Raw genomic sequence first — 24908 nt, forward strand, 5'->3', positions numbered from 1 at the left:
GCATGGACGGCATGCCCAGGTTCCGCGAGACGAGCGTCTCCTCCCCCGATGCCGCCGCCCTCCTGACCGAGTACTTCACCGAGCGCGAGAGCACCTTCCCCTCGGCACAGGGCACGTACACGACGACCCTGCCCGACGCCACGGCCTTCGTGCCGCCGGGCGGCGTGTTCGTCGTCGTCGAGGCAGAACCGGCCGACGCGGGCCGGGCCTCCGAGCCGACCGCGTGCGGCGGCATCCGACTCATCGCCCCCTCGGCCTCGGGGGCCGTGCGGTACGAGGTCAAGCACCTCTACGTGCGTCCCGCGGGCCGGGGACTGGGTCTCGGTCGGGCCTTGTTGGACGAACTCGAACGTCGGGCGTCCGCATTCGGGGCCGACGAGATCGTGCTCGACACGAACGACAGCCTGGCGGCTGCCGGAGGGCTCTACCGCAGCGCGGGGTACGCGACGATCGAGCCCTACAACGCGAACCCGAACGCCACGACGTGGTACGGCAAGGCCGTCCGGGCAGAGGACCCGCGCGGGACCGCCTGAGGGCGGTGCCTCCGGCGGACGAAGACCTCAGAAGGGCTGTTCGACCGGAAGGCCGGTGCGCAGCTCGACGGGCAGGTGCCCGAGGTCGTTGTGCGTCACGAGCTCCGGCGGCTTCGCCGATCGCACCCGGATGATCGTCAGCCCGGCGTTGGCCTGGTTGACGCCCATCCACCGCCAGTCCGGCGCTCCGAACACCTCGCGGACGAACCACCCGATCACGAAGTTGTGCGTGATGAGGAGATCGTGGCGGTCCTCTCGGGCCGGGGTGAGCCACTCGGCGACCGCGTCGGACATCTGGGCCTGCCCGGCCTCGATCTGCTCGTCCGTGACCCCGCCGAAGAACGGCTTGTAGGACGACGGCATTTCGGCCGTCGGACCGGACGGCACGCAGTCGAAGAGGAGGGTCGACGGCTGTGACTCGAGGGCCGGCATGCGCTCGGTCATGATCGCGGCCGTCTCTTCGGCGCGCTCGAGCGGGGAGTGCCACGCTGCGTCGAAGGGGACTCCCCCGAGGCGCTCGGCGAGGAGGCGCACCTGGCGTTTGCCCCGTTCGCTCAGTGGACCGTCGGGCAGTCCGTGCTCGGCGTCCTGCTGTTCGCCGTGCCGGACGAGGTAGAGGTAATGGGACACCGTCGTCTCCTGGTTCATCGAGGGGTCGCTCCCGACGTCGTCGTCGGGATCGGGATCGGGAAGGACGTCTCGTCGACCTCGCCCACCAGCACGGTCGACAAGGGGCCGGAGAGGAGACGGTCCGCCAACGTCCGGACGTCGTCGGACGTCACGGCCTCGACCCGGGCGAGGGACGTGTCGAGGTCGACGAACTCACCCGTCGAGATCTCGGCCCGACCGAGGCGGTTCATCCGGGTGTCGCTGTCCTCCAGGGCAAGGGCCGCCGCCCCTCCGAGTTGGCCGAGGGCTCGTCGGCGCTCGTCGTCGGTGATGCCGTCGGTGGCGAGGCCTTCGAGCTCGCCGAGCATGAGCCGGGCGACCTCTCCGGCATTGGCGGGCGTGCACCCGGCATAGAGCCCGAAGAGACCGGCGTCGGAGTAGCTCGGGGCGAACGAGTAGACCGAGTAGGCGAGTCCACGGCGCTCACGGATCTCTTGGAACAGTCGAGACGACATGCCCCCGCCGAGCACCGAGTTCAGCACGGCCAGGGCGGGTCGGCGGTCGTCCCCGACGGAGATGCCCGGCAGCCCCAGCAGGACGGTGGCCTGCTCGAGGGGACGCCGGATCACCTGGAGCGGTTCACCCGCGACGAGCCCGACGGGTGCGTCGTCGCGACGGGGCACGGGCGACGCCGACTCGGTGGGCCACCCGGCCCGGTCGAGCGCCGCCGTCAACCGCTCGAGTGCTCGGTCGTGGTCGACCGCCCCGGCGATGGACACGACGAGATCCTGCGGACGGTAGTTCGCTCGGTAGTGCCGGTCCACGTCGTCGCGGGCCGCAGCACGGATGCTCTCGGGCGACCCCCCGATCGGACGACCGAGCGGGTGGTCGCCGAAGACCGACTCGAAGAGCCGCTCACCGGCCATGTCGGCTGGATCGTCCTCCGCCATGGCGAGTTCTTCGAGGATCACCCCTCGTTCGGTCTCGAATTCGGCCGGGTCGAGGGTCGACGAGGTCACCATGTCGGTGAGCACGTCGATCGCGTCGTCGAGGTCGACGTCGCGCACCCGGGCGTAGTAGCAGGTGTACTCCTTGGCCGTCGCGGCGTTGTGCTCGCCACCCACCGACTCGAACGACACCGCGATGTCGAGGGCGGACCGGGTCGGGGTGCCCTTGAAGAGGAGGTGCTCGAGGAAGTGGGTCGACCCCCGTTCGGCGTCCGACTCGTCACGGGACCCGACCGCGACCCAGAGGCCGATGGTCGTGCTGCGCGCCCCGGGCATGCGCTCGCTGAGCACCCGGACGCCCGAGGGCAGCACGGTGCGCCTCACCAGCGCGTCGCCCGTGGCGCGGAAGGAGATCTCGACCTCGTCGAGCGGGAAGGAGACAGGGCCGTTCATCATGTCGAGCCTAGGCGACCTCCCCTGCGGTAGTCCGTGAGCCCCACGGGACGGCTGGCACCCGAACTGGGGGACGATTCTGAGGACAAACAGACAACTCTGTTTGTCCTCATCGGTGTTAGAGTCAGACCACCGACGACGACCCCATCCCCCCTGATGGTCGTCGTCGGCGGCTGGTCGGACGTCGTCAGAAGGTCCGGAGCGCGCGTCCCCCACGCGGCTTCTAGCCGAGACGTCCCAAGGAGCCACGCTGTGACGGTCGATTCCCCCCAACCGGCCGTCCAGCGTCTCCCTGGTCGCCCTCGCGCCGACTCCCCCGTCCCCGGTGCCCGATCCCGCGTCCTGACGACCGCCAATCGCCTGTTCTACGACGAGGGCGTCCGCGTCGTCGGCGTCGACCGCCTCATCGCCGAGTCGTCGGTGACCAAGGCGACGTTCTACAAGCACTTCGGCGCGAAGGACACCCTCGTGCTCGAGTACCTCGCCGGTCGTCACGACCTCGAGGCAGCCGAGCTGTCCGCCCTGGTCGAGGCCCACGACGGGGGCCGCGCGACCCTCGAGGCGTACCTCGAGGCGGTCGGCGCCCGACTCCAGACCGTGTCGTTCCGAGGCTCGGCCTTCGCCAACGCGGCGTCCGAGTTCAGCGATCCGACCCACCCCGTCCGTCTCGCCATCGCCGAGCACCGCGAGTGGCTGACGGCCGAGATGGTCTCCCTCTTCAAGGTCGCGGGCCACCCCCTGCCGGGCGACGCAGCGGACGATCTCGTCCTCGCCCTCGACGGCGCCCAGGTGGGCGCCTACGCCGGCGACGCCATCGCCGCGGCGGCTTCCCTGCGCCGCACGGCGGAGCGGCTCCTCGTCGCCGCCTAGGTCATCGGCGGACGACGCAGCACATCGACGTCACCATGGGCGCTGTCCCGGCAGCGCGTCACCGTGGCGCCGTCCCCGCGGACGTCGTCGTCGGGTACCCCCAGGTACGGGCCGACCACGTCGCCTGGCGGTCAGGCCGAGGCGCGGTCGAGGTCGAGGACCTGGTTGCGTGTGAGCTGCACCCGCGCGGCCTGGGCGAGTTCGTAGACCTGCTTGGCGTTCGTCGCACTGGCCACCGGTGCCACGACGTTCGGCTTGGCGAGCAACCAGGCCAGCGCGATCGCAGCACTCGAGACCTCGTGGACGGACGCGATGCGGTCCAGCTCGTGCACGACCCTGAGGCCCCTCTTGGACAAGTACTTCGCGAGCGCCCGGCGACGGGGGCTGTGGGCGAAGTCGGAGCGCGAACGGTACTTGCCCGCGAGGAACCCACTGGCGAGGGCGAAGCGCGGCATGACGGCGAGTCGCTGCTGCGCGGCGACGTGCGCCAGGCCCTTCTCGTACTCGGACCGGTCGAGGAGGTTGTACTGGTTCTGCAGGGCCACCATCGGGGCGATTCCGAGCATCCCCGCCGCGATGCGGGCCTCGTAGAGGCGGTTGCCCGAGTGATGGGAACCACCGAACCATCGGACCTTGCCCACCCGGATGAGGTGGTCGACGGCCAGCAGGGTGCGCTCGAACGCCACCTCGGTGTCGTCCACGTGCAGGTAGAGCAGGTCGATGTGGTCGGTTCCGAGCCGCTCGAGGGACGCGTCGACGGCCCGCTCGATCGCGCGGGGGGTCAGACCGGGGTTGTCGGCGCTCTTGCCCACCTTGGTGGACACGACCATGTCGTCGCGTGATCGACGGGAGCGCATCCACGATCCGATCATGATCTCGCTGCGACCCCCGGCGTAGGAGTCGGCCGTGTCGACGAAGTTGCCGCCGAGATCGAAGTAGGCATCGAGCACGGAGGTCGTCTCGGCCTGGTCGGCCGTCCACCCGAACACGTTGCCGCCGAGGGCCAAGGGGAAGACCTTGAGGTCGGAGAGGCCCAGACGGCGGCGCGGCTGGATGATGCCGAGATCGACGGGAACGGTGGGCTGGGCGGCGGACGCCCGGGCGGCGGCGGCCGCGATGGCGGCTGCGGCGGCGAAGTCGGACGTGGCAGAACGGGCGAGCTCGGCCGTCGTCTCGGTCACGCCGTTCCTTCCTCGTCGCGAATTCCCGATGCGACTCTGTGCGATCGCATGGGGTATGGTTCGCCCTCCACGATCAAGAATACGGCCACGCGCCCGGTTTCCGCCGCCGCCGCACCCAATCGTTACGCCGTGTCGCCGCCCCGATCCGGGGGACGCGCCTCCTGCTCCGGCAGCGACCAGGGAGCCACGCCGGGACGGCGAAGGGCCCGCCCCGACCGAGGTCGGGGCGGGCCCTTCGTGGTGCGGTGACTACGCGTCGACGGACTCGTCGGTCGACTGCTCGGTCGCTCCGCTCGAGTCGGTGTCGGCTTCTTCCGCCACGACCGGGGCGAGCGAGAGCTTGCCGCGGTCGTCGATCTTCGTGATCTCGACGAGGATCTTCTGGCCGACGCCGAGGACGTCCTCGACGTTCTCGACGCGCTTGCCGCCGGCGAGCTTGCGGACCTCGCTGATGTGCAGCAGGCCGTCCTTGCCGGGGAGGAGCGAGACGAACGCACCGAAGGACGCGATCTTGACGACCGTGCCGAGGAACTGCTCGCCGATCTCGGGGTTGGTCGGGTTGGCGATCGCGTTGACCTGGGCGCGGGCGGCCTCGGCCGAGGGACCGTCGACGGCACCGATGTAGACGGTTCCGTCTTCTTCGATGCTGATGTCGGCGCCGGTCTCGTCCTGGATGGCGTTGATCGTCTTGCCCTTGGGGCCGATCAGCTCGCCGATCTTGTCCTGCGGGATCTGGACCGAGATCACGCGGGGCGCGGTCGGGGCCATCTCGTCGGGGGCGTCGATCGCCGAGTTGAGCACGCCGAGGATGGCGGTGCGCGCCTCCTTCGCCTGCTTGAGGGCGGCGTCGAGCACGGCGGTCGGCAGACCGTCGAGCTTGGTGTCGAGCTGGATCGCCGTGACGAACTCGCTCGTGCCGGCGACCTTGAAGTCCATGTCGCCCAGAGCGTCTTCGGCACCGAGGATGTCGGTCAGGGCCGCGTAGCGGGTCTGACCGTCGACGGTGTCGGAGACGAGTCCCATGGCGATGCCGGCGACCGGGGCCTTGAGGGGCACACCGGCGTTGAGCAGCGACAGGGTCGACGCGCAGACCGAACCCATCGACGTCGAACCGTTGGAGCCGAGGGCCTCGGACACCTGACGGATCGCGTAGGGGAACTCTTCGCGGCTGGGCAGCACCGGCACGAGGGCGCGCTCGGCGAGGAAGCCGTGCCCGATCTCGCGACGCTTCGGCGACCCGACGCGGCCGGTCTCACCGGTCGAGTAGGGCGGGAAGTTGTAGTGGTGCAGGTAGCGCTTCTTGGTGACCGGGCTCAGCGAGTCGATCTGCTGCTCCATCTTGAGCATGTTCAGCGTGGTGACGCCCATGATCTGGGTCTCGCCGCGCTGGAAGATGGCGGAGCCGTGGACGCGCGGGATGACCTGCACCTCGGCGTCGAGCGGACGGATGTCGGCGAGGCCGCGGCCGTCCATGCGGATCTGCTCGGTGAGGATGCGGTCGCGGACGACCTTCTTCGTGGCCGACTTGTAGGCGGCACCGACCTGGCCGAGGGCCGTGTCGGGCAGCTCGCCCGCGTCGACCTTGGCGGCGATCGCGTCTTTGACACGCGACTTGAGGGCGTCGTCGGCGTCCTGGCGCTCGATCTTGCCGGCGATCTTGTACACCTCGGCGAGCTCGGTGCCGGCGGCGGCCGTGACGGCCTCGAGCACCTCGTCGGTGTAGGGGAGGAACACCGGGTAGTCGGCGATCTCCTTCGCGGCCTGGGCGGCCATCGTCGCCTGGGCGTCGACGAGCTGCTTGAGGAAGGGCTTGGCGGCCTCGAGGCCCTGGGCCACGATCGCCTCGTCGGGCTTGGTGGCGCCGCCCTGGATGAGACCCCAGGCGTGCTCGGTGGCCTCGGCCTCGACCATCATGATCGCGACGTCCTCGTTGCCGGCGGCGTCGGTGACGACACGGCCCGCGACGGTCAGGTCGAAGACGGCGTCCGCGAGCTGGCTGGCCTTGGGGAAGGCGACCCACTGGTCACCGATCAGGGCGAGACGCACACCGGCGATGGGGCCGGAGAACGGCAGACCCGAGATCTGGGTGGAGGCGCTGGCCGCGTTGATCGCGAGGGCGTCGTAGAACTCGTCGGGAGCGATGCTCAGCACCGTGATGACGACCTGGACCTCGTTGCGCAGACCCTCGACGAACGAGGGACGCAGCGGCCGGTCGATGAGGCGGCAGACCAGGATGGCCTCGGTCGAGGGGCGACCCTCGCGGCGGAAGAACGAGCCGGGGATCTTGCCCGCGGCGTACGAACGCTCTTCGACGTCGATGGTGAGCGGGAAGAAGTCGAAGTTGTCCTTCGGCTTCTTGCTGGCGCTCGTGGCCGACAGAAGCATGGTGTCTTCGTCGAGGTAGGCAGCGACGGCTCCCTGAGCCTGCTGGGCGAGACGACCGGTCTCGAATCGGATGGTGCGCTTGCCGAACTTGCCGTTGTCGAGGACGGCTTCGCCGAACTTGATCTCTGGACCCTCCATGTGGGGGCTACTCCTCTTTGTTTTGCATCGAGGCCCCGTGTGGGCATCGATGTGTACCGGAGCGGGCGGCGTGGACGGCATGGCGACATGCACGTGCAACAACGCGACGGAGGCGGTGGCACGTCTGGCCAACAGTAGAAACGGTCGGACCCCGCACCCGACCCGGACGCTCGGCGTCGGTCGGGGCATTCCGCCTGTCACCACCGGTGACCAGCAGCCGTACCGGCCTGCTCCGAGCGCGATCCTAGCACTCGGACCCGTCCGGCCGGGGTCCGCGACGCGGGTGTCGCCCGGACGGGGAGGCGCGGTGCCGGGGGGACGGCGTTAGGGTCGTCTCCATGCGTGCTCACGACAGGTCCGGCCGGGATCGTCGCGCGAGCCGCCTCGCGGTGGCGACCGGCGCCTCCTTGGCTCTCGTGTTGACGACGCTCGTGGCGCCGTCCGCCGCGTCCGCCGCGGGGTACCCGACCTGGGCCCAGGTCGAGGCCGCGAAGGGGAACGCCGCGGCGACCCAGGCGCAGGTCGACCTGATCGACGCGTCGCTCGACAGCCTCGAGAAGGCCGCGTCCGACCGCAGCGACGAGGCGGTCCTCGCCGACCGGGCCGACGCGGCGGCGCAATCCGACCTCGCGGCGGCGTCGCAGCGAGCGGACGAGCTCTCGGCCGACGCCGAGCGTGCGCGGGCCACCGCCGACACGGCGGAGCGGGAGGCCGGCCAGCTCGCCGGCAGCCTGTTCCGCACCGGCGGCACGCAGACCCTGGGCACCGACCTCTTCACGTCGCCCGACCCCGGGGCCGCGCTGTACCAGTTGGGCTCGCTCACGCAGCTCGGCGACCGGTGGCAGACGGTGCTCGCCGACGCCACGACCGCGAGCAACACGGTGTCGTCCCTCAGCGAGCAGGCGACGACCGCGGCCGACCGGCGCGACTCGCTCGCGCGCGACGCCAAGGCCGCGGCCGACCAGGCCGCCGCGGCGCAGGCGACCGCGGACGCCGAGGTGGCCAGCGCCACCCAGAGGTCGACCGACCTCTACGCCCAGCTCGCCGCCCTGAAGGACTCGACGGCGGAGCTCGAACAGCAGTACCGGGCCGGGGTCGCCGCGCAGCAGGCGTACGCGGCGCAGGAGGCCGCGGCGAAGGCCCAGACCGCCGCCGCCGCGAAGGCGCCGTCACGTGGCGGATCGTCCGGAGGTGGCGGATCGTCCGGAGGTGGCGGATCGTCCGGGGGTGGTGGATCGTCCGGGGGCGGGGCGACCGTCCCCGACACGGGACGTCCCGGCGGAGCGACGCCTCCCCCGACCGGAGCGGTGAACGACCCGGCGGGCGCCAAGGCCTACGCGGCCACGAAGGTCGGGTCCGGGGCCGAGTACACCTGCCTCGTCCAGCTGTGGAACAAAGAATCGGGCTGGCGCACCACCGCGACCAACCCGTCGGGCGGCGCCTACGGCATCCCCCAGGCCCTGCCCGGCAACAAGATGGCCTCGAGTGGACTGGACTGGCAGACGAACTACCGCACCCAGGTGGACTGGGGCATCGGGTACATCCAGGGCCGCTACGGCACGATGTGCGCCGCGTGGGCGCACTCGGTCGCGAACAACTGGTACTGAGCGCCGCACCTGCCCTCGGGCACGGGCACCGCCCCTCCCCCGGAACGAGAGAACGGCCCCCTCGGCGTGCAGCCGGAGCTGGGTGCCGAGGGGGCCGTCGTCGAGACGTCCGGAGCGCGAGGACTAGCGGCGCAGGCCGAGACGACCGATGAGCGTGCGGTAGCGCTCGATGTCGACCTTGGACAGGTAGCCCAGGAGGCGACGGCGCTGGCCGACGAGCAGCAGCAGGCCACGACGCGAGTGGTGGTCGTGCTTGTGCTCTTTGAGGTGCTCGGTCAGGTCGAGGATGCGCTGCGTCATCACGGCGACCTGGACCTCGGGGGATCCGGTGTCGCCGGGGTGGGTCGCGTATTCTTCGATGATCCGGGTCTTGACGTCAGGTGCGAGTGCCATGGAGGGATCCCCTTTCAGTTCGTTGCGCGGTGCTCGTCACCGGATGTGCGAGCTCTCTTTCTCCGCGGCCGTTCAGACGGCAACCTGAGGAGCCTACCAGACGGGCGCCGCCGACCCCTGTCGCGATCGGCCCCGTCCCCGACCCCGACGCCGCCGGGGCAGGACGAGTCCGACGAACGCCGCGCCGATCGCGGCCCCGAGGGTGTTCATGACGAGGTCCTGCGGGTCGGAGAAGCGCGTGGCCGACAGGTACGTCGCCTGGACGGTCTCGATGCCCACCGTCGCGGCGAACCCGACCACGATGCCGACCCACCAGAAGCGCTTCGGCAGCAGGAGCGCCGGGAACATGCCCATCGGGACGAACATCGCCACGTTCGCCGCGGCCTCGACCCGGGCGAAGGTGATCCACGAGGTCTCGTCGTGCCGGGCGAAGACGTCGAGCGCCCGCCAGAGCAACGCCCCGGTGTCCGCGTCGTAGACGCTCGGTCGCAGGGTCATCCAGGCGACCCCGGCGAGGTAGACGAGGGTGAGCAGGAGGAGGACGGCGCGACGCATCCGTCCATGGTGCGGCACCGGTCGGTGGGAGGACGCCCGGAACGGCCGAAGATCAGCCTGGAGGACGACCCGCCCCGGGGGCGACCGCGGCAGGGCCGAGGAGGCGCGGTGCGCGACCCCGCGCACCGCGCCTCCTAGGCTCGTCGGGTGGACGCACTCACCGACCTCTGGGCCCGGATCAGCCAGCTCGCCGCCCCGCTGCCCGGCTCGTGGCTGCTCGGCAGCGTCGCCGCCGGCCTGCTGCTCGTGCTGCTGCCGGGCACCTGGCACACGGTGCGGCACGCCGTCACCGTCGTGCACGAGGGCGGGCACGGCCTCGCCGCGGTGCTGACCGGTCGTCGGCTGACGGGCATCCGACTGCACTCGGACACCTCGGGCCTGACCGTGTCGAAGGGGCCGCGGACCGGGGCGGGCATGGTCATCACGTTGCTCGCCGGCTACACCGCACCCGCGATCGCCGCCCTGGGCGCCGCGTGGCTGCTGTCGGCCGGCTACGCGGCCGGGCTGCTCTGGGCCCTGCTGCTGCTGCTCGCGCTGATGCTCGTGCAGATCCGCAACTGGTTCGGGCTCTGGGTGGTGCTGCTGGGCGCCGCCCTCGTCGTCGCCGTGACGTTCTTCGCGTCGCCGACCTGGCAGGCGGTGTTCGGACTCGTCGTGACGTCGGTCCTCGGCTTCGGCGCGCTGCGGGCGTCGCTCGAGCTGCAGCGCAGCCGGCGGCGCTCACGCTCGACCGCGTCGGACGCCGACCAGCTCGCCGGGCTGACCCGGGTGCCGGGCGTCGTCTGGGTCGGGGTCTTCGTGCTCGTCGCCCTGGGCTGCCTGCTGGGCGGGGCGGGGTTGCTCTTCCCCGGGGCGCTCGAGGCCGCTCGGTCGTTCGCCTGAGGTCGGACGGCCACCGGCGCCCGGCGGCCGACGCGAGAGGTCAGGCGGGGGCGGACGACAGGGCGTGCACGGGGACGTGGCCCTCGAGGCGGGCCCGGCCACCGAGACCGTCGAGCTCGAGCAGCACGGCGACGCCGGCCACGACGTAACCCGCTCGTTCGAGCAGGGTGACGGTCGCCTCGACCGTGCCGCCGGTCGCCAGCACGTCGTCGACGATCAGGACGCTCGACCCCGCCGGGATCTGGTTCGGACGCAGTTCGAGCGTGGCCTCGCCGTACTCCAGGGCGTAGCTCTCGCTGAGGACCTCGCCGGGCAGCTTGCCCGCCTTGCGCACCGTGAGGACGCCGACGCCCTGCTCGATCGCGATGGCCCCGGCGAGCGCGAAGCCGCGCGCCTCGATGCCGGCGACGGCGACGAACCCGCCGTCGAACGGCTCGGAGAGCGCCGTGGTCACGGTGGCGAAGGCGTCGGCGTCGGAGAAGAGCGGGGTGACGTCGCGGAAGAGGATGCCGGGCTTCGGGAAGTCGGGGACGACGGCGATCTTGCTGTCGACGAACGAGGAGGCATCGGTGACGGTCATGCCCTCAACGGTAGTCGGGCGGACGGCGCCCCCCCGCCCCTCGAGGCCTGCTGCGTCCGTCCCCGCGACGCGCGACCGACCGGTACGTCACGATCGTGTGAACAGTCGGGCCCGATGTCGGAGGCGCGTGCGAGAGTGCACGCATGTCGCGGTTCATCGTCCCCCCGTACCTGCTCGCCCACCTCGCCGAAGCCGATTCGCCCCGCCTGCACCGGGCACCTCGGGCGGCGCGCAACGGCCTGCTCGCGATGGAGGCCGTCGACCGCAACGCGACTCCCCCGGTCGTCCGGGGGGCGCTCGGCGCAGAGTCCGTGCTCGAGCGCTCGGTGTTCGACGCGCAGGGCACCGAAGAGCTGCCGGGCGTCCGCGTCCGCGGCGAGGGTGAACCCGCCACCGACGACGTCGCCGCCACCGAGGCGTACGACGCCCTCGGCGCGACCTACGCGCTGTTCCACGAGGTCTACGGGCGCTCGTCGATCGACGGCGCCGGGCTGCCGCTCGACGCGACCGTCCACTACGGCCAGGACTACGACAACGCCTTCTGGAACGGCGAGCGGATGGTGTTCGGCGACGGCGACGGCGAAGTCTTCGGGCGCTTCACGGCCTCGGTCAGCGTCATCGGGCACGAGCTCACCCACGGCGTCACGCAGTACACCGCAAACCTCACCTACCAGGGGCAGTCGGGTGCGCTCAACGAGTCGGTCAGCGACGTGTTCGGGGCGCTCGTCGAGCAGCACCTGTTCGGGCAGACCGCCGACGACGCGACGTGGCTCATCGGCGAAGGGCTCTTCACCGCCGAGGTGCAGGGGCGGGCGCTGCGGTCGATGAAGGCCCCGGGCACCGCGTACGACGACGACGTCCTCGGGAAGGACCCCCAACCCGCCCACCTGGACGACTACGTCGAGACCACCGACGACAACGGCGGGGTGCACCTCAACTCGGGCATCCCCAACCGGGCCTTCTACCTCGTCGCCGAGGCGCTCGGCGGCGAGGCCTGGTTGCGGGCCGGGCAGATCTGGTACGACACGCTCACCGGCGGCACGCTGTCGACCGAGGCGACCTTCGCGCAGTTCGCGGCGGCCACCGTCGAGGCGGCGACCACACGGTACGGAGCGGACTCCGACGAGACCCGCGCGACGTCGGCCGGGTGGGCGGGCGTCGGGGTCACCCCGGCCAGCTGACGCCGACCGGCACGAGACCCTGCTGCCCCGGACACGGCCGGGGTAGCATCGCGCCCATGAAGGTCACCGTGTCGCGCTCCGGTGGCTTCGCCGGTCTCACCCGCAGTTGGACGGTCGACGTCGACTCCGAGCCCGACACCGAGTCGTGGCTCGTCCTCATCGACCAGGTGCCCTGGTCGCAGGCCCCGGCCGCCGCGCAGGCCGTGCAGCCCGATCGCTTCGTCTGGGTCATCACGGCCGAGACCCGGCCCACCCGCAAGGCCAAACTGCCCGAGCAGCAGGTCACGGGGCCGTGGCGCGAGCTCGTGGACCGCGTCCGCAGCACCTCCGAGGCCGAGGCCGGTCCGACCCGATGAGCGACCGTACGCGCCGACCTCGTCGGCGTCTCTCGGGCGAGGTGCTCGCGGGGCTGCTCGCCCTCGTCGTCCTCGTGGCGGGCGGGGTCGGGGTGGCCGTGGTGCAGAGCGGCAACCCGCTGAACGTCCGAGGGGCCGTCACCGCGCCTCCGTGGGGTCGACCCGCCACCGACCGGCTCGAGACCCGGGCCGCCGCCGCCGGTCTCGAGAACGTCTGGGGCCAGGACCTCGCCATGCACGTGCACACGCACCTCTCGATCACCGTCGACGGGCAGGCGGTGACCGTCCCCGGCGACATCGGGCACGACTCGGACGCGAAGTTCGCCGCCGAGATCCACACGCACGACACGAGCGGCATCGTGCACGTCGAGTCCCCCACCCGCGAGACCTTCGTACTGGGCCAACTGTTCAGCGAGTGGGACGTCGCCCTCGACGGACGCGGGGTCGGCTCGCTCGGGCACGACGACGGGCTCGAGCTCCACACCTTCGTCGGCGGCAGCCCCTACACGTCCGACCCGGCCGGCATCCCGCTGCGGGACTTCGAACGCATCGACCTCGTGCTCGCGCCGATCGGCGAGACCGTCACCGCGCCTCCGGCCTTCGCCTGGCCCGCCGACTACCGCTGAGGCGCCTCCCGCTGAGGCGCCCGACGCCCGACGCCTGACGCCCGACGCCCGGCGCCCACCGCCGAGCCTCCTCCGGCCCGGCCGCCTCCAGCCGAGCCGCGTCGGGCTCCGCAGCCCGTCGGCGAGGTCAGGGCCAGCGGACCGGCACCGGGAGGCGCGTGGAGGTCGGCTCGGACGGCCCACCCGGTGCCAGCAGCTCGAGCAGGCGGCCGGCCGCGACCCGCCCCAGGTGCTCGCCGTCGACGTCGATCGCCGGGACGCCGACCAGACCGAGGGCGTCGACGACCATGCGCTCCGAGCTGACCGTGACGGAGCGGTCGCGGTGCTCGTCGGCCCGGAGGACGAACATCAGGCCGAGCCCGATGGCCGTCGCGTAGGGCACGACGGCCGTCGCCCCGGAGGCGAGGACGTGGTCGCTCGCCCGGACGCCGGCTTCGAAGGTCGACGGGTAGGGACCCAGCACCGTGAGCTCGGCCCGGCCGGCCGCCGCGTCGACCACCGCGGCCGTGCGTTGGGTGTTCTGCCACGAGCCGTCGGGCCCGCCGAGGTAGACGACGCGCTCGTGCCCCTCGGCGACGAAGCGCGACACGAGCGAGCCGAAGGCGGCAGCCGTGTCGGCGACGACCGACGACACCCCGGCCACCTCGCGGTCGACGAGCACGGTCGGCTTGTGGCCGGTCGCGGCCCGCACGACGTCGTCGGCCCCGCGCGGGGCGACGACGATGAACCCGTCGACCTGGTGCGACAGCCGCTCGAACGCCGCCAGCTCACCCGCCTCGGCCAGCGGGTGGACGGCGACCGTCAGCTGGAGGTCGGCCTCGCCCGCCGCGGCCTGGGCCCCGGCGATGATCGGCGTGAAGAACGCGTTGTCGAGGGTCGGCACGACGAGCGCGACCACGCCCGTGCGCCCCCTCGCCAGTTGACGGGCCGCCCGGTTGGGCACGAAGCCGAGCTTCTCGGCGGCGGCGAGCACGCGTCCGGCCGTGTCGGGCGACACCAGCTCGGGGCGGCTGAGGACGCGAGAGGCGGTGGCCTTCGACACGCCCGCCAGCGTCGCCACGTCCGCCAGCGTCGCGAGCCGCCCTGCCCCAGTCATGCCCACCACCCTAGGGCCTCCGTGAAACCGGTCCCGCGCGGTGGTCCGACGCTTGTAACAAGGTGTTTACACGGCGGGGCCGACGCAGGCGACCAGCGCCCTTAGGGTCGATGTAACCGGTTTCACCCGAGGTGGGGTCGGCATCCCCCCAGAGGCCACACCGATCGGAGGACAACCCGTGACGTCCCGCAAACCCGCGCTGCTGTTGCTGCTGCCGGGCCTCGCCTTCCTGCTGATCGGATTCGCGGTGCCGTCGCTCGCGATGCTGTTCGCCCCACCCGGCGTGACCGCCGGCGAGATCGTCGGCCGCCTCGGCCAGATGCTCACCGACCCGTTCGACCTGCGCATCATCGGTCGGACCGTGGGCCTCGGCCTCGTCGTGACCGTGATCTGCGTAGCCCTCGGCTTCCCCGTCGCCTACCTGCTGGCGCGCTCGACCTCGCGCTGGTCGGGCGTCCTGCTCGCCCTGGCGATCTTCCCGCTGCTGCTCAGCAACGTCGTCCGCACCTTCGGGTGGCTCGTGGTGCTCGGCAAGAACGGCGCCATCGGTCAGTTGCTCACGACGCTCGGCCTGGTCGACGAGGCCCCGCAACTGCTCTACACCGAGCTGGCGATCGTCCTGGGTCTGACGCAGTTGTTCCTGCCGCTCGCGATCATCTCGTGCTACTCGGCCGTGGCCCAGGTCGACCCGGGACTCGACGACGCCGCCCGCGGACTCGGCGCGAGCCGCACCCGAACCTTCTGGAGCATCGTCGTACCCCTCTCTCTGCCCGGCGTCGTCGTCGCGGCCACCCTCGTCTTCGCGGGCTCGGTCACCGCCTACACGACCCCGTACCTGCTCGGCGGCTCGGGCCAACGCATGCTCGCCACCCAGCTCTTCTCGTACTCGAGCGTGACGATCGACTGGGCCGGGGCCTCGGCCACCGCCTTGATCATGACCGTGTTGGTCTTCGTCGTCTCCGGCCTGTCGTCGCTCGTCGCCCGGAAGGGAGCCACCTCGTGACCACTCGCCGCCCGGTCGCCGGCACGCTCGCCGTCGCGGGCTACGTCGTGATGATCGTCCCGATCCTCTTCGTCGTCGCCACCGCGTTCACGAGTGAACGCACCCTGCGCTTCCCGCCCCAGGGGTTCTCGCTGCGCTGGTTCGAGGCCGCCTTCGGCTACGACCCGTTCACCCAGGCCCTGGTCTCGAGCCTCCAGCTGGCCCTGATCGCCACCGTGCTCGCCCTGCTCGTCGGCATCCCCGCGACCCTGGCGATCCATCGCGGCAGGCTGCCGGGCAAGGGCCTCGTCGAGGCGCTGTTCCTGTCGCCCCTGATCGTCCCCGAGCTCGTGGTGGGGCTCGCGCTCTACCAGCAGCTCGTCATCGGGTTCCGGCTCGACGCCTTCCCCGTGCTGTTGATCGGGCACACCGTGTTGATGCTGCCCTACGCGGTCCGCGTGACCGGCGCCTCCCTGGCACTGGCCGACCCCGCCCTCGAGGAGGCCGCCCGCGGTCTCGGCGCGTCTCCCCTGCGGGCCTTCGTCACGGTGACCCTGCCCCTGCTGCGGCCCGGCATCTTCTCGGCGGCGCTGCTCAGCTTCGTCACCTCGTTCAACAACGTGCCCCTGTCGCTGCTGCTGCAGAGCCGCGACTTCCGCACCCTGCCCGTCACGATGCTCGACTACGTGCAGCAGAGCTACGACCCCATGGTCGCGGCGATGGCCACGCTGATCCTCGCGGGCACCGTCGTCATCGCCGTCATCGCCGAACGCACCGTCGGCTTCGCCAAGATCTTCGGAGGCATCAACAGATGAGCACCGCAGCAGAATTCGTCGCCGTCAGCCAGGTCTTCGGCGACTTCACCGCCGTCGACTCGATCGACCTGTCGATCGCCGAGGGCAAGCTCACGACGCTGCTCGGCCCGAGCGGATGTGGCAAGACGACGAGCCTGCGCATGCTCGCCGGCTACGCCGCCCCGACGTCGGGGACGATCCGCATCGCCGGCGTCGACAGCACGCGCACCCCACCCGAGAAGCGCGACCTGGGCATGGTGTTCCAGTCCTACGCGCTGTTCCCGCACCTGAGCGTCGCCGACAACGTCGGCTACGGCCTGAAGCTGCGCGGCGTCGACACCGCCGAGCGCCGCCGTCGCGTGATGGAGACCCTCGACCTGGTCGGCCTGGCCCACCTCGCCGGCAGCAAGCCGAAGAAGCTCTCGGGCGGCCAGCAACAGCGCGTCGCGCTGGCCCGCGCCATCGCCATCCGGCCGAAGCTGTTGCTGCTCGACGAACCCCTGTCGAACCTCGACGCGCGCCTTCGCGTCCAGATGCGCGCCGAGATCCGCCGCATCCAGGGCGAGACGGGCCTCACCGTCGTGTTGGTCACGCACGACCAGGACGAAGCGCTCGAGATGAGCGACGACATGGTCCTCATGCGGGCCGGCCGGATCATGCAGCAGGGCTCGCCCCAGCACGTGTTCCCGAACCCGGCGAACCGCTTCGTCGCCGACTTCCTCGGCTACGAGAACTTCGTCACGGCGGCCGACGGCACGCTGCTCGCGATCCGCCCCGAGCACCTCGGGGTCGTCCCCGGGACCCCCGCAGGAGGCGCGGTGCCCGACGGCCTGCAGCTCGCCGGGGTCGTCACCGACGTCGCGTACCGCGGGGTCGACCTGCTCGTCACCGTGCAGGCCGTCGACGCCGCCGGTACCGAGGTGCGCCTGCTGTCGGACGTCCGCAGCACGGGCTCCGAGACGGTCGCGATCGGCGACCGGGTGACCGTCTCGGCGCCGGCGTCGCGACTCGTGGCCCTCGCCGACTGACCCGCCCGGTGCGCGGAGCCGCGCGCGCCTCCTCGGGTCTCCCCTCCACCGTCCCACCCACCCGCGTTCCACACCGCCCGGTCTCGCCGAGACCGCCCCGAAAGGACACGACCATGACCTCCACCCTCCGCACCCGCCTGGCGATCGTCGCCGGCGTCGCCGCGACGACCCTCGTGCTCGCCGGCTGCTCCGCCGACGGCGGCGGCGAGCCCGACGCCGACACGATCACCGTGAGCACGTTCCCGTTCGGCGTCGAGGAGTTCCAGGAAGCCGTCATCGACCCGTTCACCGAGAAGACCGGCATCGAGGTGGTCGTCGACACCGGATCGAACTCCGACCGCCTGTCCCAGCTGCAGGTCGCGGGCGGGCAGCCCGACGTGGACGTCATGCTGATCTCGGACTACTACGCGGCACTCGGCCAGGAGGACGACCTCTTCCAGCAGGTGGACGCCTCGGCCGTGCCGTCGCTCGACGAGATCGCCGACTTCGCGAAGGAGGACTCGTACCTCGGCCCGGCCTACAGCTACCAGCTCAACGGGACGATGTACTCGACCGACGAGCTGACCGCCGACGAGGCCGCGCAGTGGAGCCTGTACGGCGAGGAGGAGCTCTCGGGCAAGGTCGCCCTGCCGGACATCTCGGTGACGGCCGGCCAGCTGATGGTCTCGGGCGTCGCGGAGGAGTACGGCGACGGACCCTACGACATCGACGCGGCCCTCGACCGGCTCGGCGAGTGGGCCCCCGGCGTGCTGCAGTTCTACAGCTCCTCCACCGAGGTGACCAACCTGCTGACGCAGGGCGAGATCGTCGCCGCGGACTCCCTGAGCGGCTTCGCGACCGACCTCGTCGAGTCCGGCGAACCGATCGCCTGGACGGCCCCCGCGACCGGCCGCTACATGGCCACCAACCGCGCGATGATCCCGACCGGCGCCGAGAACGTCGACGGTGCGAACCAGTTCATCGACTACCTGCTCTCGGTCGAGGCGCAGACCTCGTCCGCCGAGATCGTCGGCGACCTGCCGGTCGCCCCGGGCGCCACCGTGCCCGACACGATCGAGGCCGTCGTGGGAGACATCGCCGCCGACCCGGTCGCGGCGGGCTACTCGACCCTCGACCCGACCGAACTCGTCCCCACCCGCTCGGACTGGGTCGACCGCTTCGCCCGCGAGGTGACCTCGCGGTGACGGACACCACCCTGCCCCCGGCCTACCTGGACCGCATGCCCAAGGTGGACCTGCACTGCCACCTGATCGGGACGGTCCGCGCGAGCACCTTCGCCGAGTTGGCCCGCCGCGAGGGTCTCGACCTGCCCGACGAGCCCGAGCGGATCTTCGCCGACATCAACTCGCTCCCGCCCGACCCGGCTCTCTACCGCGACACGCGCATCCCCGTGCCGCAGGGGCGCAGCGTCGACGAGCCCGAGGTGTCGTACTCGCTGTTCCAGGCCTCGAACTGGGTCGTCGAGGTGCTCCGCGACGCGGACGACCTCACCCGGATCGTCTACGAGGCCTTCGAGGACGCGCACCACGCGAGTGCGACGCGGCATCTCGAGCTGTTCTTCGACGCCGTCCCGCCGCACCTCGCGTCGCTCGGCTACACCGGCTCGGTGGAGGCCTACGCCGAGGGCATCCGGCTCGCCGAGCGCGACTTCGGCATGACCGGGCGCATGATCCAGGGCATCGACCGCAGCAGGAGCGGCGAGCACGCCCTCGAGCTCGTCCGTCAGGTGGTGGACCACCCGCACGAGTACGTGGCCGGGATCGGTCTCGACAACCTCGAGACGAGCGGGCCACCCGAGCGGTTCGTGGATGCCTACCGACTCGCGGGCGAGGCCGGGCTGGGCCGGACGGCGCACTCGTCCGAGCACTCCCCCACGGCGGTCAACACGATCACGTGCCTCGACCAGCTCGGCTGCGACCGCATCGACCACGGGTACTACGTGCTCGAGGACGACGAGGTCGTCGCGCGCGTGCGCGACGAGCAGGTGGCGTTCACCGTCGTGTCGACGACCTCGCGACGGTCGTGGCGTCCCTGGCGCCGCGCCTCCATCGAGGCCATGCTCGAGGCGGGCCTGAACGTCGTGCCGGCCTCCGACGACCCGGGCATGTTCCCGACGACCCTCGCCGCCGAGTACCGCATCGTGCACGAAAAGATCGGGGCCACCGCCGACCAGGTGCGCTCGATGGCCTCCGCGGGCGTCGACGCCAGCTGGCTGCCCGCCGTCGAGAAAGACGCCCTGAGGGCACGCGTCGACCGGGAGTTGGCGGCCCTCGACGACGAGTTCGGGGTGGCCGGGGCCTGACCGGGTCAGGGGCCGAGCCGGCGCGGGGACCGAGCCGGCACAGGCCGAGTCGGCACAGGCCGAGCTGGCCGGCCCCGGCGCCCCGACCCGGCCTGCGAGACGACCCGGCCTACGAGACGACCGTGAGGCGTTGCGTGGGCCGGGTCATCGCCACGTAGAGACTGGCGTTGCCGCGTCGGCTCGCCAGTCGGACGCGCTCGGGGTCGACCACGACGACCGAGTCGAACTCGAGACCCTTCGACGTCGCCGGGCTCAGCACCGAGATCGGCTTGGTCAACGACGCCGTGCCGGCGGCCACGAGACCGTCGAACTCGGCCGACAGGGCCTCGACGAGCGTCGAGACGGCCTGCTCGGGGGCGATCACCGCGAGCGTGCCCTCGGAGTCGATCGCCCGGTCGGCCCGGACGGCGTCGACGGTGGCACGGACGAAGTCGTCCTTCGAGGAGGCGCCGGTCACCTCGCGCACCGGCCATTCGCTCGAGCGCACCGATCGGCTCGGGGTGATCTGCAGACCGCTCGCCGTCGCGACGCCCTCGGCGTAGGTGACGATCTGCGCCGGCGTGCGGTAGTTGACGGTCAGTTCTTCGAGCCGCCACGGAGCCGACGTGCCCTGGGCGCCTCCGCCGCGACGACGGCCGAGCAGGGCCTGGAGGGCGCGGTCCCACGAGGTCGCCGACGCCGGGCTCGACGCCTGGGCGATGTCGCCGACGACGGTGAACGACCGCAGCGGGCAGCGCCGGGAGAGCAGTCGCCACTGCATGGGCGAGAGTTCTTGCGCCTCGTCGACCACCACGTGGCCGAACGCCCAGGCACGGTCGCCCGCGGCCCGCTCGGCCGTGGTCATCGACGCCGCCCGCTCGGCGAAGCCGCCGGCGATCTGTTCGGCGCTGACCATGCCCTCGACGCCCATGTTCTCGATCGCCCGCTCGGCGTTCTCGATGTCGCGCTTGCGCTGGGCCTTGCGGGCCAGGCGCTCGGGGTCGACACCGGTCTGGAACTCGCCGAGCAACTCGGCGGCCTCGTCGAGCAGCGGCACGTCGGACACCGTGAAGCCCGCTCCGCGTTCACGCCGCAACAGGGCGCGCTGCTCGGGCGTCCAGCGCGGGGTGATCGACGCGAGCCAGTTCGGCCGGGCGAAGAGGTCCTCGACGAGCTTCTCGGCACTGAGCGGCAGCCAGGCCGTGTTGAGCAGCACGCGCACGTCGTACGACTGCCGGATGTCTTCCCGGAGGACGGCCTCGTCGGACTCGTCGACGGTCGTGCCGTGCTCGCGCATCTGGTCGACCAGCTGGCGCGTCAGGGCCGAGAGGGCCGCCTTGTTGAAGGTGACCCGGGCCACGTTGTGGGGCTTGCCGCGCTCCTGGGCCTTGCGCATGGCCTCGCCGACGAGCTCCGGTCGCACCACGAGTCGTTCGCCGTTGATGTCGATGGTCGTCGGCTCGGCCGGGCGGACCTGCCGCGACCGGACGGCGCGACGCATGAGCTCGGCCATCTCGGCCGACCCCTTGAGGGCGGCGACGTCGGGCGCGTCGTCGGTCTGGGCCTCGACGCCCGGGTACAGGCCGCCGAGGCTCGACAGGACGACGCCGCTCTCGCCGAGGGACGGGAGCACCTGTTCGATGTAGCGCAGGAACGACCGCGACGGCCCGACGACGAGCACGCCCGAACCCTTGAGCCGGTCGCGGTGCGAGTAGAGCAGGTACGCGGCCCGGTGCAGCGCGACGGCCGTCTTGCCCGTGCCGGGGCCGCCCTGGACGACGAGCACGCCGTCGAGCTGAGAGCGGATGATCCGGTCCTGCTCGCCCTGGATGGTGGCGACGATGTCGGTCATGCGGCCGGTGCGCTGGGCGGTCAGGGCGGCCATGAGCGCCCCCTCGCCCTGCAGCTGCACGTCGTCGCGATCGAGCAGATCGGGGTCGAAGACCTCGTCCTCGAGGCGGGTGACCGTGCGACCGTCGAGGGTCAGGTGACGACGGGCCCGGGCGCCCATGGGAGTCGCGGCCGTCGCCTGGTAGAACGCGCTGGCCCCGGGGACGCGCCAGTCGAGCAGGATCGGGTGGTGGGCCTCGTCGCGCAGGCCGATGCGGCCGATGTAGCGGTAGCGCCCGCCCTCGCCCGGTTCGGCCGGGCGGTCGACGTCGCCGGTCTGGCCGAGCAGGTCGGGCGTCTCGAGCTCGAGGCGACCGAACGCGAGCCGTTCGTCGACCGAGCCGAGCTGGACGATGGTGTCTTCGTACAGGCGCGCGTAGGCGTCGCGCTCGCTGCGGCTCTGGTGGTTGCCGCCGACGGTCTCGCGACGGGTCCGTTCGAGACGGACGCGGGCGTCGGCCTTCAGCTCGTCGAGGCGTTCGTAGAGGGTGCCCACATAGGCGCGTTCGCGGTCGATCTCGGATGACAACAGGTGTTCGTACCCTTCGGGAAAAGTCGGCACGCCAGTCTAGCTTCCGACCACCGACGGCGAGGCCCGGGAATCCGTCCCGAGACGCAGGAGGCGCGCTCGTCCTCGGGGGGACGAGCGCGCCTCCTGGGGTGGCCGCGGTGGAGCCGGGCCTAGAACTCCTCGTGGGTCAGCGGGTCGCCGTCCCACAGCCGGCCCCGCTCGAGGCCGCTGATCGACTCGACCTCGTCGGGCGTGATCTCGAAGTCGAAGACGTCGAGGTTCTCGCGCTGACGACCGGCGTCGGCCGACTTCGGGACGGGGACCGCGCCGAGCTGGACGTGCCAGCGCAGGACGACCTGCGTGGGCGTCTTGCCGTGGGCCCGCGCGATGTCGGTGACCCGCGCCTCCGTGAGGAGTTCGCTCTGCTTCGCGAGCGGGCTCCAGCTCTCGGTGACGATGCCCATGCTCTCGTGCACGGCACGCAGCTCGGCCTGGGGGAAGTACGGGTGGAGCTCGATCTGGTTGACCGCGGGCACCACGCCCGTCTCGTCGGCGACGCGCTGCAGGTGCTCGGCCGTGAAGTTCGAGACGCCGACCGAGCCGACGAGGCCGTCTTCCTGCAACCGGACGAAGGCCTTGAACGCCTCGACGTACTTGTCGATGCGCGGGAGGGGCCAGTGGATCAGGTAGAGGTCGACGAAGTCGAGGCCGAGGTTCGCCCGGCTCTCCTCGAAGCTCGCCAGGGCCTCGTCGAACCCGTGGTGTCGGCCGGGAAGCTTCGTCGTGACGACCAGGTCGTCACGGGCCACGTCGGTCTCGCGGATGGCCGCCCCGACGGCCGCCTCGTTGCCGTAGTTCAGCGCCGTGTCGAGCAAACGGTAGCCCGACGAGATCGCCTGGACGACCTGCGCCGTGCCCTCGTCGCCGTTCAGCCCGTAGGTGCCGAGGCCGAGCTGCGGCAGGGTGCGCCCGTCGTTGAGGCCGACCGAGGGGGCGACGGGCATCAGCTGACGCCGAGCAGGTCGATGACGAAGATGAGCGTCTTGCCCGAGAGCGGGTGTCCACCGCCGGCGGGGCCGTAGGCCAGGTGGGGCGGCACGACGAGCTCGCGGCGTCCGCCGACCTTCATGCCGGGTATGCCCTCCTGCCACCCGCGGACCAGGGCCTGCAGCGGGAAGTTGATGGCCTCGCCACGGCTCCAGGACGAGTCGAACTCCTCGCCGGAGTCGTGCTCGACGCCGAGGTAGTGGACGTTGACGGTCGAGCCGGACTGCGCCTCGGCTCCGTCGCCGACGGTGATGTCGGTGATCGTCAGCTCGGTGGGGGCGGGGCCGGTCGGGGCGTCGATCTCGGGCTTGGTCTGGGGATCGTGAGTCATGCCGACCATCCAACCACCGACGGGCCGAGGGGCGGGTCGGCCACTCGCGTCCTCCCTGCGAGGCTCGAGGAGCCGACCCGACATCCGCACCGAGATGACGTCATCGATGCGAACACATGGACGCTACTCCGACGGTGACGGGACGCCAAATCGATCGGGCTGCGCCGCGGCCGGGGGCGGGGGCCCGGGCGGCGCCGGGAGCCGCACCGGCTGCCGCCGCCGCCGGCCTGCGGAAACCTGCACGATCGGCAAGAATGGCAGCTTGTCCGCCACCCCGCCTCCGCCGTCCGGCCCCGCCGCGCCCGCCCGTCGCCCGCTGTTCGTCGACGTCACCCCGCTGCGGACGAGCCCGGCCTTCGCCCGCCTCTTCGCGGGCAGCGCGATCAGTGGCATCGGGACGCAGCTCACGCTCGTCGCCGTCGGGCTCGAGATCTTCGAGATCACCCGGTCGACCTTCGCCGTCGCGCTCGTCGGCGTCGTCTCGCTCGTCCCGATGATCCTGGCCGGCCTCTACGGCGGCATGCTCGCCGACGCCTTCGACCGTCGGAAGGTCGCGCTCGTCGCCGCCGTCTTCGCCTGGCTCTCGACTGCGGCCATCGCGCTGCACGCGTACCTCGGGCTGCACGAGGTGTGGCTGCTCTACCTGTTGACCACGGTCAACGCCGTGGCGGGCACGATGATCGCGACCTCCCGCGCCTCGATCGTGCCGCGCCTCCTGCCCCGCGAGCTGCTGCCCGCCGCCTCCGCACTGAGCGGCATCAGCATGGGTCTGATGCTCACCGTCGGACCCGCCCTGGCCGGCGTGCTCGTGGCGGGCGTGGGGTTCCCGCTGACGTACACGGTCGACGTCGTGTTGTTCTCGACGGCGTTCCTCGGGATCGTCACGCTGCCCCCGATCCGTCCCGAGGGCGAGACCCAACGTCCGGGGCTCGAGTCGCTGCGCTTCGGCCTGGCGTTCCTGAAGCGGTCGCCGAACATCCGGACGACCTTCGTCATGGACATAGTCGCGATGACGTTCGGGATGCCCCGCGTCCTCTACCCGGTGGTCGGCACGCTCGTGATCGGAGGAGGCGCGGTGACGGTCGGCGTCCTCTCCGCCTCGTTCGCGGTGGGCGCCCTGCTGAGCAGCGTGTTCTCGGGACGCCTCGGCCACGTGCGCCGACAGGGTGTCGCCGTGCGGTGGGCCATCACCGCCTACGGTCTCTGCATCGCCGCCTTCGGCGTCGTGCTGCTCGTGACGCCGGCCCACGGCGGCGGCGTCACGGCCGGACTCGACCAGGCGAACCTGGCCGCCCTCGGCGGGGCCGCCCTCGCGCTGGCCGGAGCGGGTGCGAGCGACAACGTCAGCTCGATCTTCCGCTCGACCATCCTCCAGTCGGCCGCGCCGGACGCGATGCGGGGCCGCCTGCAGGGGATCTTCATCGTGGTGGTCACGGGCGGGCCGCGAGTCGGCGACCTGTTCGTCGGACTCGTCGCGGGCATCGCCGTCTTCTGGCCGCCGCTGCTCGGCGGTCTGGTGGTCGTCGCCCTCGTCGCGCTCGTGGCCCGGCTGACGCCCGCGTTCGGGCGCTACGACGCGGAGGCGCCGACGCCCTGACCCGCGGCGGCGGCCACGGTCGCCGCTGCCGCCGTCACCGCCGTCGCCGTCGCCG

General features: G+C 71.7%; 24 protein-coding genes. 13 read left to right on the top strand and 11 right to left on the bottom strand.

The window, feature by feature from the left end; genetic code table 11:
* The first annotated feature begins 11 nt into the window (after nt 1–11).
* Entirely contained in the window at nt 12–533 is a 522-nt protein-coding gene (locus QRN23_RS14400) for a GNAT family N-acetyltransferase (protein WP_277960299.1), read from the top strand.
* Nucleotides 534–560: 27 nt separating this feature from the next.
* Here QRN23_RS14400 and QRN23_RS14405 read toward each other — a convergent pair whose 3' ends face one another.
* Nucleotides 561–1163, bottom strand: coding sequence for a histidine phosphatase family protein (locus QRN23_RS14405; RefSeq protein WP_285063993.1), 603 nt, complete (start codon nt 1161–1163; stop codon nt 561–563).
* Nucleotides 1164–1177: 14 nt separating this feature from the next.
* Complete coding sequence (locus QRN23_RS14410; RefSeq protein ID WP_285063994.1) at nt 1178–2542, bottom strand: M16 family metallopeptidase; 1365 nt, start codon at nt 2540–2542, stop codon at nt 1178–1180.
* Between the two features lie 252 nt (nt 2543–2794).
* Here QRN23_RS14410 and QRN23_RS14415 point away from each other — a divergent pair, with 252 nt between their 5' ends.
* The gene (locus tag QRN23_RS14415) at nt 2795–3412 is read left to right on the top strand and encodes a TetR/AcrR family transcriptional regulator (protein ID WP_123571792.1); all 618 of its coding nucleotides are present in this window, start codon (nt 2795–2797) and stop codon (nt 3410–3412) included.
* A 131-nt stretch (nt 3413–3543) separates the two neighbouring features.
* On the opposite strand, the gene QRN23_RS14420 is transcribed toward QRN23_RS14415, so the two are convergent.
* Nucleotides 3544–4593, bottom strand: coding sequence for an aldo/keto reductase (locus QRN23_RS14420; protein ID WP_236557008.1), 1050 nt, complete (start codon nt 4591–4593; stop codon nt 3544–3546).
* Between the two features lie 249 nt (nt 4594–4842).
* Nucleotides 4843–7116 (bottom strand): polyribonucleotide nucleotidyltransferase, encoded by a 2274-nt coding sequence (locus tag QRN23_RS14425; protein WP_056048130.1) that lies wholly within the window; start codon nt 7114–7116, stop codon nt 4843–4845.
* A 338-nt stretch (nt 7117–7454) separates the two neighbouring features.
* On the opposite strand from QRN23_RS14425, the gene QRN23_RS14430 reads away from it, so the two are divergent.
* On the top strand, nt 7455–8723 hold the full coding sequence (locus QRN23_RS14430) for an aggregation-promoting factor C-terminal-like domain-containing protein (protein WP_285063922.1): 1269 nt from the start codon (nt 7455–7457) through the stop codon (nt 8721–8723).
* A 123-nt stretch (nt 8724–8846) separates the two neighbouring features.
* On the opposite strand, the gene rpsO is transcribed toward QRN23_RS14430, so the two are convergent.
* Nucleotides 8847–9116, bottom strand: a complete 270-nt coding sequence (gene rpsO / locus QRN23_RS14435; RefSeq protein WP_043596660.1) for a 30S ribosomal protein S15 — start codon at nt 9114–9116, stop codon at nt 8847–8849.
* A 93-nt stretch (nt 9117–9209) separates the two neighbouring features.
* On the bottom strand, nt 9210–9671 hold the full coding sequence (locus QRN23_RS14440; RefSeq protein ID WP_056048134.1) for a VanZ family protein: 462 nt from the start codon (nt 9669–9671) through the stop codon (nt 9210–9212).
* Between the two features lie 147 nt (nt 9672–9818).
* On the opposite strand from QRN23_RS14440, the gene QRN23_RS14445 reads away from it, so the two are divergent.
* The gene (locus QRN23_RS14445) at nt 9819–10553 is read left to right on the top strand and encodes a M50 family metallopeptidase (RefSeq protein WP_123571797.1); all 735 of its coding nucleotides are present in this window, start codon (nt 9819–9821) and stop codon (nt 10551–10553) included.
* Between the two features lie 40 nt (nt 10554–10593).
* Here QRN23_RS14445 and QRN23_RS14450 read toward each other — a convergent pair whose 3' ends face one another.
* Entirely contained in the window at nt 10594–11133 is a 540-nt protein-coding gene (locus QRN23_RS14450; RefSeq protein ID WP_054147222.1) for an adenine phosphoribosyltransferase, read from the bottom strand.
* Nucleotides 11134–11276: 143 nt separating this feature from the next.
* Between QRN23_RS14450 and QRN23_RS14455 the strand changes: the two genes are divergently transcribed.
* The 3 genes from QRN23_RS14455 to QRN23_RS14465 are packed head-to-tail and all read left to right on the top strand — an operon-like array spanning nt 11277 to nt 13296.
* Entirely contained in the window at nt 11277–12314 is a 1038-nt protein-coding gene (locus QRN23_RS14455; protein ID WP_159826834.1) for a M4 family metallopeptidase, read from the top strand.
* 56 nt (nt 12315–12370) lie between these two features.
* Nucleotides 12371–12670, top strand: a complete 300-nt coding sequence (locus QRN23_RS14460; RefSeq protein ID WP_056048144.1) for a protealysin inhibitor emfourin — start codon at nt 12371–12373, stop codon at nt 12668–12670.
* Complete coding sequence (locus QRN23_RS14465; RefSeq protein ID WP_159826836.1) at nt 12667–13296, top strand: hypothetical protein; 630 nt, start codon at nt 12667–12669, stop codon at nt 13294–13296. Before QRN23_RS14460 ends, QRN23_RS14465 begins: the two co-directional genes overlap by 4 nt.
* A gap of 127 nt (nt 13297–13423) precedes the next feature.
* Here the strand turns inward: QRN23_RS14465 and QRN23_RS14470 are convergent, their stop codons facing one another.
* The gene (locus tag QRN23_RS14470) at nt 13424–14392 is read right to left on the bottom strand and encodes a LacI family DNA-binding transcriptional regulator (protein WP_159826838.1); all 969 of its coding nucleotides are present in this window, start codon (nt 14390–14392) and stop codon (nt 13424–13426) included.
* Nucleotides 14393–14570: 178 nt separating this feature from the next.
* Here QRN23_RS14470 and QRN23_RS14475 point away from each other — a divergent pair, with 178 nt between their 5' ends.
* The 5 genes from QRN23_RS14475 (at nt 14571) to QRN23_RS14495 (ending at nt 19498) form a co-directional block, all read left to right on the top strand.
* Nucleotides 14571–15395, top strand: a complete 825-nt coding sequence (locus QRN23_RS14475) for an ABC transporter permease (RefSeq protein ID WP_235472234.1) — start codon at nt 14571–14573, stop codon at nt 15393–15395.
* Nucleotides 15392–16189: an ABC transporter permease gene (locus QRN23_RS14480; protein WP_233568518.1), complete on the top strand. Its 798-nt coding sequence runs from the start codon at nt 15392–15394 to the stop codon at nt 16187–16189. The genes QRN23_RS14475 and QRN23_RS14480 overlap by 4 nt, the downstream gene beginning before the upstream one ends.
* A complete protein-coding gene (locus QRN23_RS14485) occupies nt 16186–17196 on the top strand; it encodes an ABC transporter ATP-binding protein (protein ID WP_173152374.1) in 1011 nt (336 codons plus the stop codon). Before QRN23_RS14480 ends, QRN23_RS14485 begins: the two co-directional genes overlap by 4 nt.
* A 113-nt stretch (nt 17197–17309) precedes the next feature.
* Entirely contained in the window at nt 17310–18380 is a 1071-nt protein-coding gene (locus QRN23_RS14490) for an extracellular solute-binding protein (RefSeq protein ID WP_056048152.1), read from the top strand.
* Entirely contained in the window at nt 18377–19498 is a 1122-nt protein-coding gene (locus tag QRN23_RS14495) for an adenosine deaminase family protein (protein ID WP_233568519.1), read from the top strand. The genes QRN23_RS14490 and QRN23_RS14495 overlap by 4 nt, the downstream gene beginning before the upstream one ends.
* Before the next feature lie 109 nt (nt 19499–19607).
* Here QRN23_RS14495 and QRN23_RS14500 read toward each other — a convergent pair whose 3' ends face one another.
* From QRN23_RS14500 to QRN23_RS14510, 3 genes are all read right to left on the bottom strand, one after another.
* Nucleotides 19608–21929 (bottom strand): HelD family protein, encoded by a 2322-nt coding sequence (locus tag QRN23_RS14500; protein ID WP_285063925.1) that lies wholly within the window; start codon nt 21927–21929, stop codon nt 19608–19610.
* A 119-nt stretch (nt 21930–22048) separates the two neighbouring features.
* Nucleotides 22049–22882 (bottom strand): aldo/keto reductase, encoded by an 834-nt coding sequence (locus QRN23_RS14505; protein WP_285063926.1) that lies wholly within the window; start codon nt 22880–22882, stop codon nt 22049–22051.
* Nucleotides 22882–23256: an FKBP-type peptidyl-prolyl cis-trans isomerase gene (locus QRN23_RS14510; protein WP_043596717.1), complete on the bottom strand. Its 375-nt coding sequence runs from the start codon at nt 23254–23256 to the stop codon at nt 22882–22884. The genes QRN23_RS14505 and QRN23_RS14510 overlap by 1 nt, the downstream gene beginning before the upstream one ends.
* A 262-nt stretch (nt 23257–23518) precedes the next feature.
* Between QRN23_RS14510 and QRN23_RS14515 the strand changes: the two genes are divergently transcribed.
* A complete protein-coding gene (locus tag QRN23_RS14515; RefSeq protein ID WP_249407718.1) occupies nt 23519–24853 on the top strand; it encodes an MFS transporter in 1335 nt (444 codons plus the stop codon).
* Nucleotides 24854–24908 lie beyond the last annotated feature (55 nt).

Origin of the sequence: Frigoribacterium sp. ME-P-080 (assembly GCF_030209595.1) — a bacterium.
In the GTDB taxonomy this organism is placed as follows: Bacteria; Actinomycetota; Actinomycetes; order Actinomycetales; family Microbacteriaceae; genus Frigoribacterium.

Bases quoted from the DNA above. Each gene is read 5' to 3' on its own strand.
- QRN23_RS14400 (WP_277960299.1), top strand. From the start codon at position 12: ATGCCCAGGTTCCGCGAGACGAGCGTCTCCTCCCCCGATGCCGCCGCC.
- QRN23_RS14410 (WP_285063994.1), bottom strand. From the start codon at position 2,542: ATGAACGGCCCTGTCTCCTTCCCGCTCGACGAGGTCGAGATCTCCTTC.
- QRN23_RS14425 (WP_056048130.1), bottom strand. From the start codon at position 7,116: ATGGAGGGTCCAGAGATCAAGTTCGGCGAAGCCGTCCTCGACAACGGC.
- QRN23_RS14430 (WP_285063922.1), top strand. From the start codon at position 7,455: ATGCGTGCTCACGACAGGTCCGGCCGGGATCGTCGCGCGAGCCGCCTC.
- rpsO (WP_043596660.1), bottom strand. From the start codon at position 9,116: ATGGCACTCGCACCTGACGTCAAGACCCGGATCATCGAAGAATACGCG.
- QRN23_RS14440 (WP_056048134.1), bottom strand. From the start codon at position 9,671: ATGCGTCGCGCCGTCCTCCTCCTGCTCACCCTCGTCTACCTCGCCGGG.
- QRN23_RS14450 (WP_054147222.1), bottom strand. From the start codon at position 11,133: ATGACCGTCACCGATGCCTCCTCGTTCGTCGACAGCAAGATCGCCGTC.
- QRN23_RS14455 (WP_159826834.1), top strand. From the start codon at position 11,277: ATGTCGCGGTTCATCGTCCCCCCGTACCTGCTCGCCCACCTCGCCGAA.
- QRN23_RS14460 (WP_056048144.1), top strand. From the start codon at position 12,371: ATGAAGGTCACCGTGTCGCGCTCCGGTGGCTTCGCCGGTCTCACCCGC.
- QRN23_RS14465 (WP_159826836.1), top strand. From the start codon at position 12,667: ATGAGCGACCGTACGCGCCGACCTCGTCGGCGTCTCTCGGGCGAGGTG.
- QRN23_RS14470 (WP_159826838.1), bottom strand. From the start codon at position 14,392: ATGACTGGGGCAGGGCGGCTCGCGACGCTGGCGGACGTGGCGACGCTG.
- QRN23_RS14485 (WP_173152374.1), top strand. From the start codon at position 16,186: ATGAGCACCGCAGCAGAATTCGTCGCCGTCAGCCAGGTCTTCGGCGAC.
- QRN23_RS14490 (WP_056048152.1), top strand. From the start codon at position 17,310: ATGACCTCCACCCTCCGCACCCGCCTGGCGATCGTCGCCGGCGTCGCC.
- QRN23_RS14505 (WP_285063926.1), bottom strand. From the start codon at position 22,882: ATGCCCGTCGCCCCCTCGGTCGGCCTCAACGACGGGCGCACCCTGCCG.
- QRN23_RS14510 (WP_043596717.1), bottom strand. From the start codon at position 23,256: ATGACTCACGATCCCCAGACCAAGCCCGAGATCGACGCCCCGACCGGC.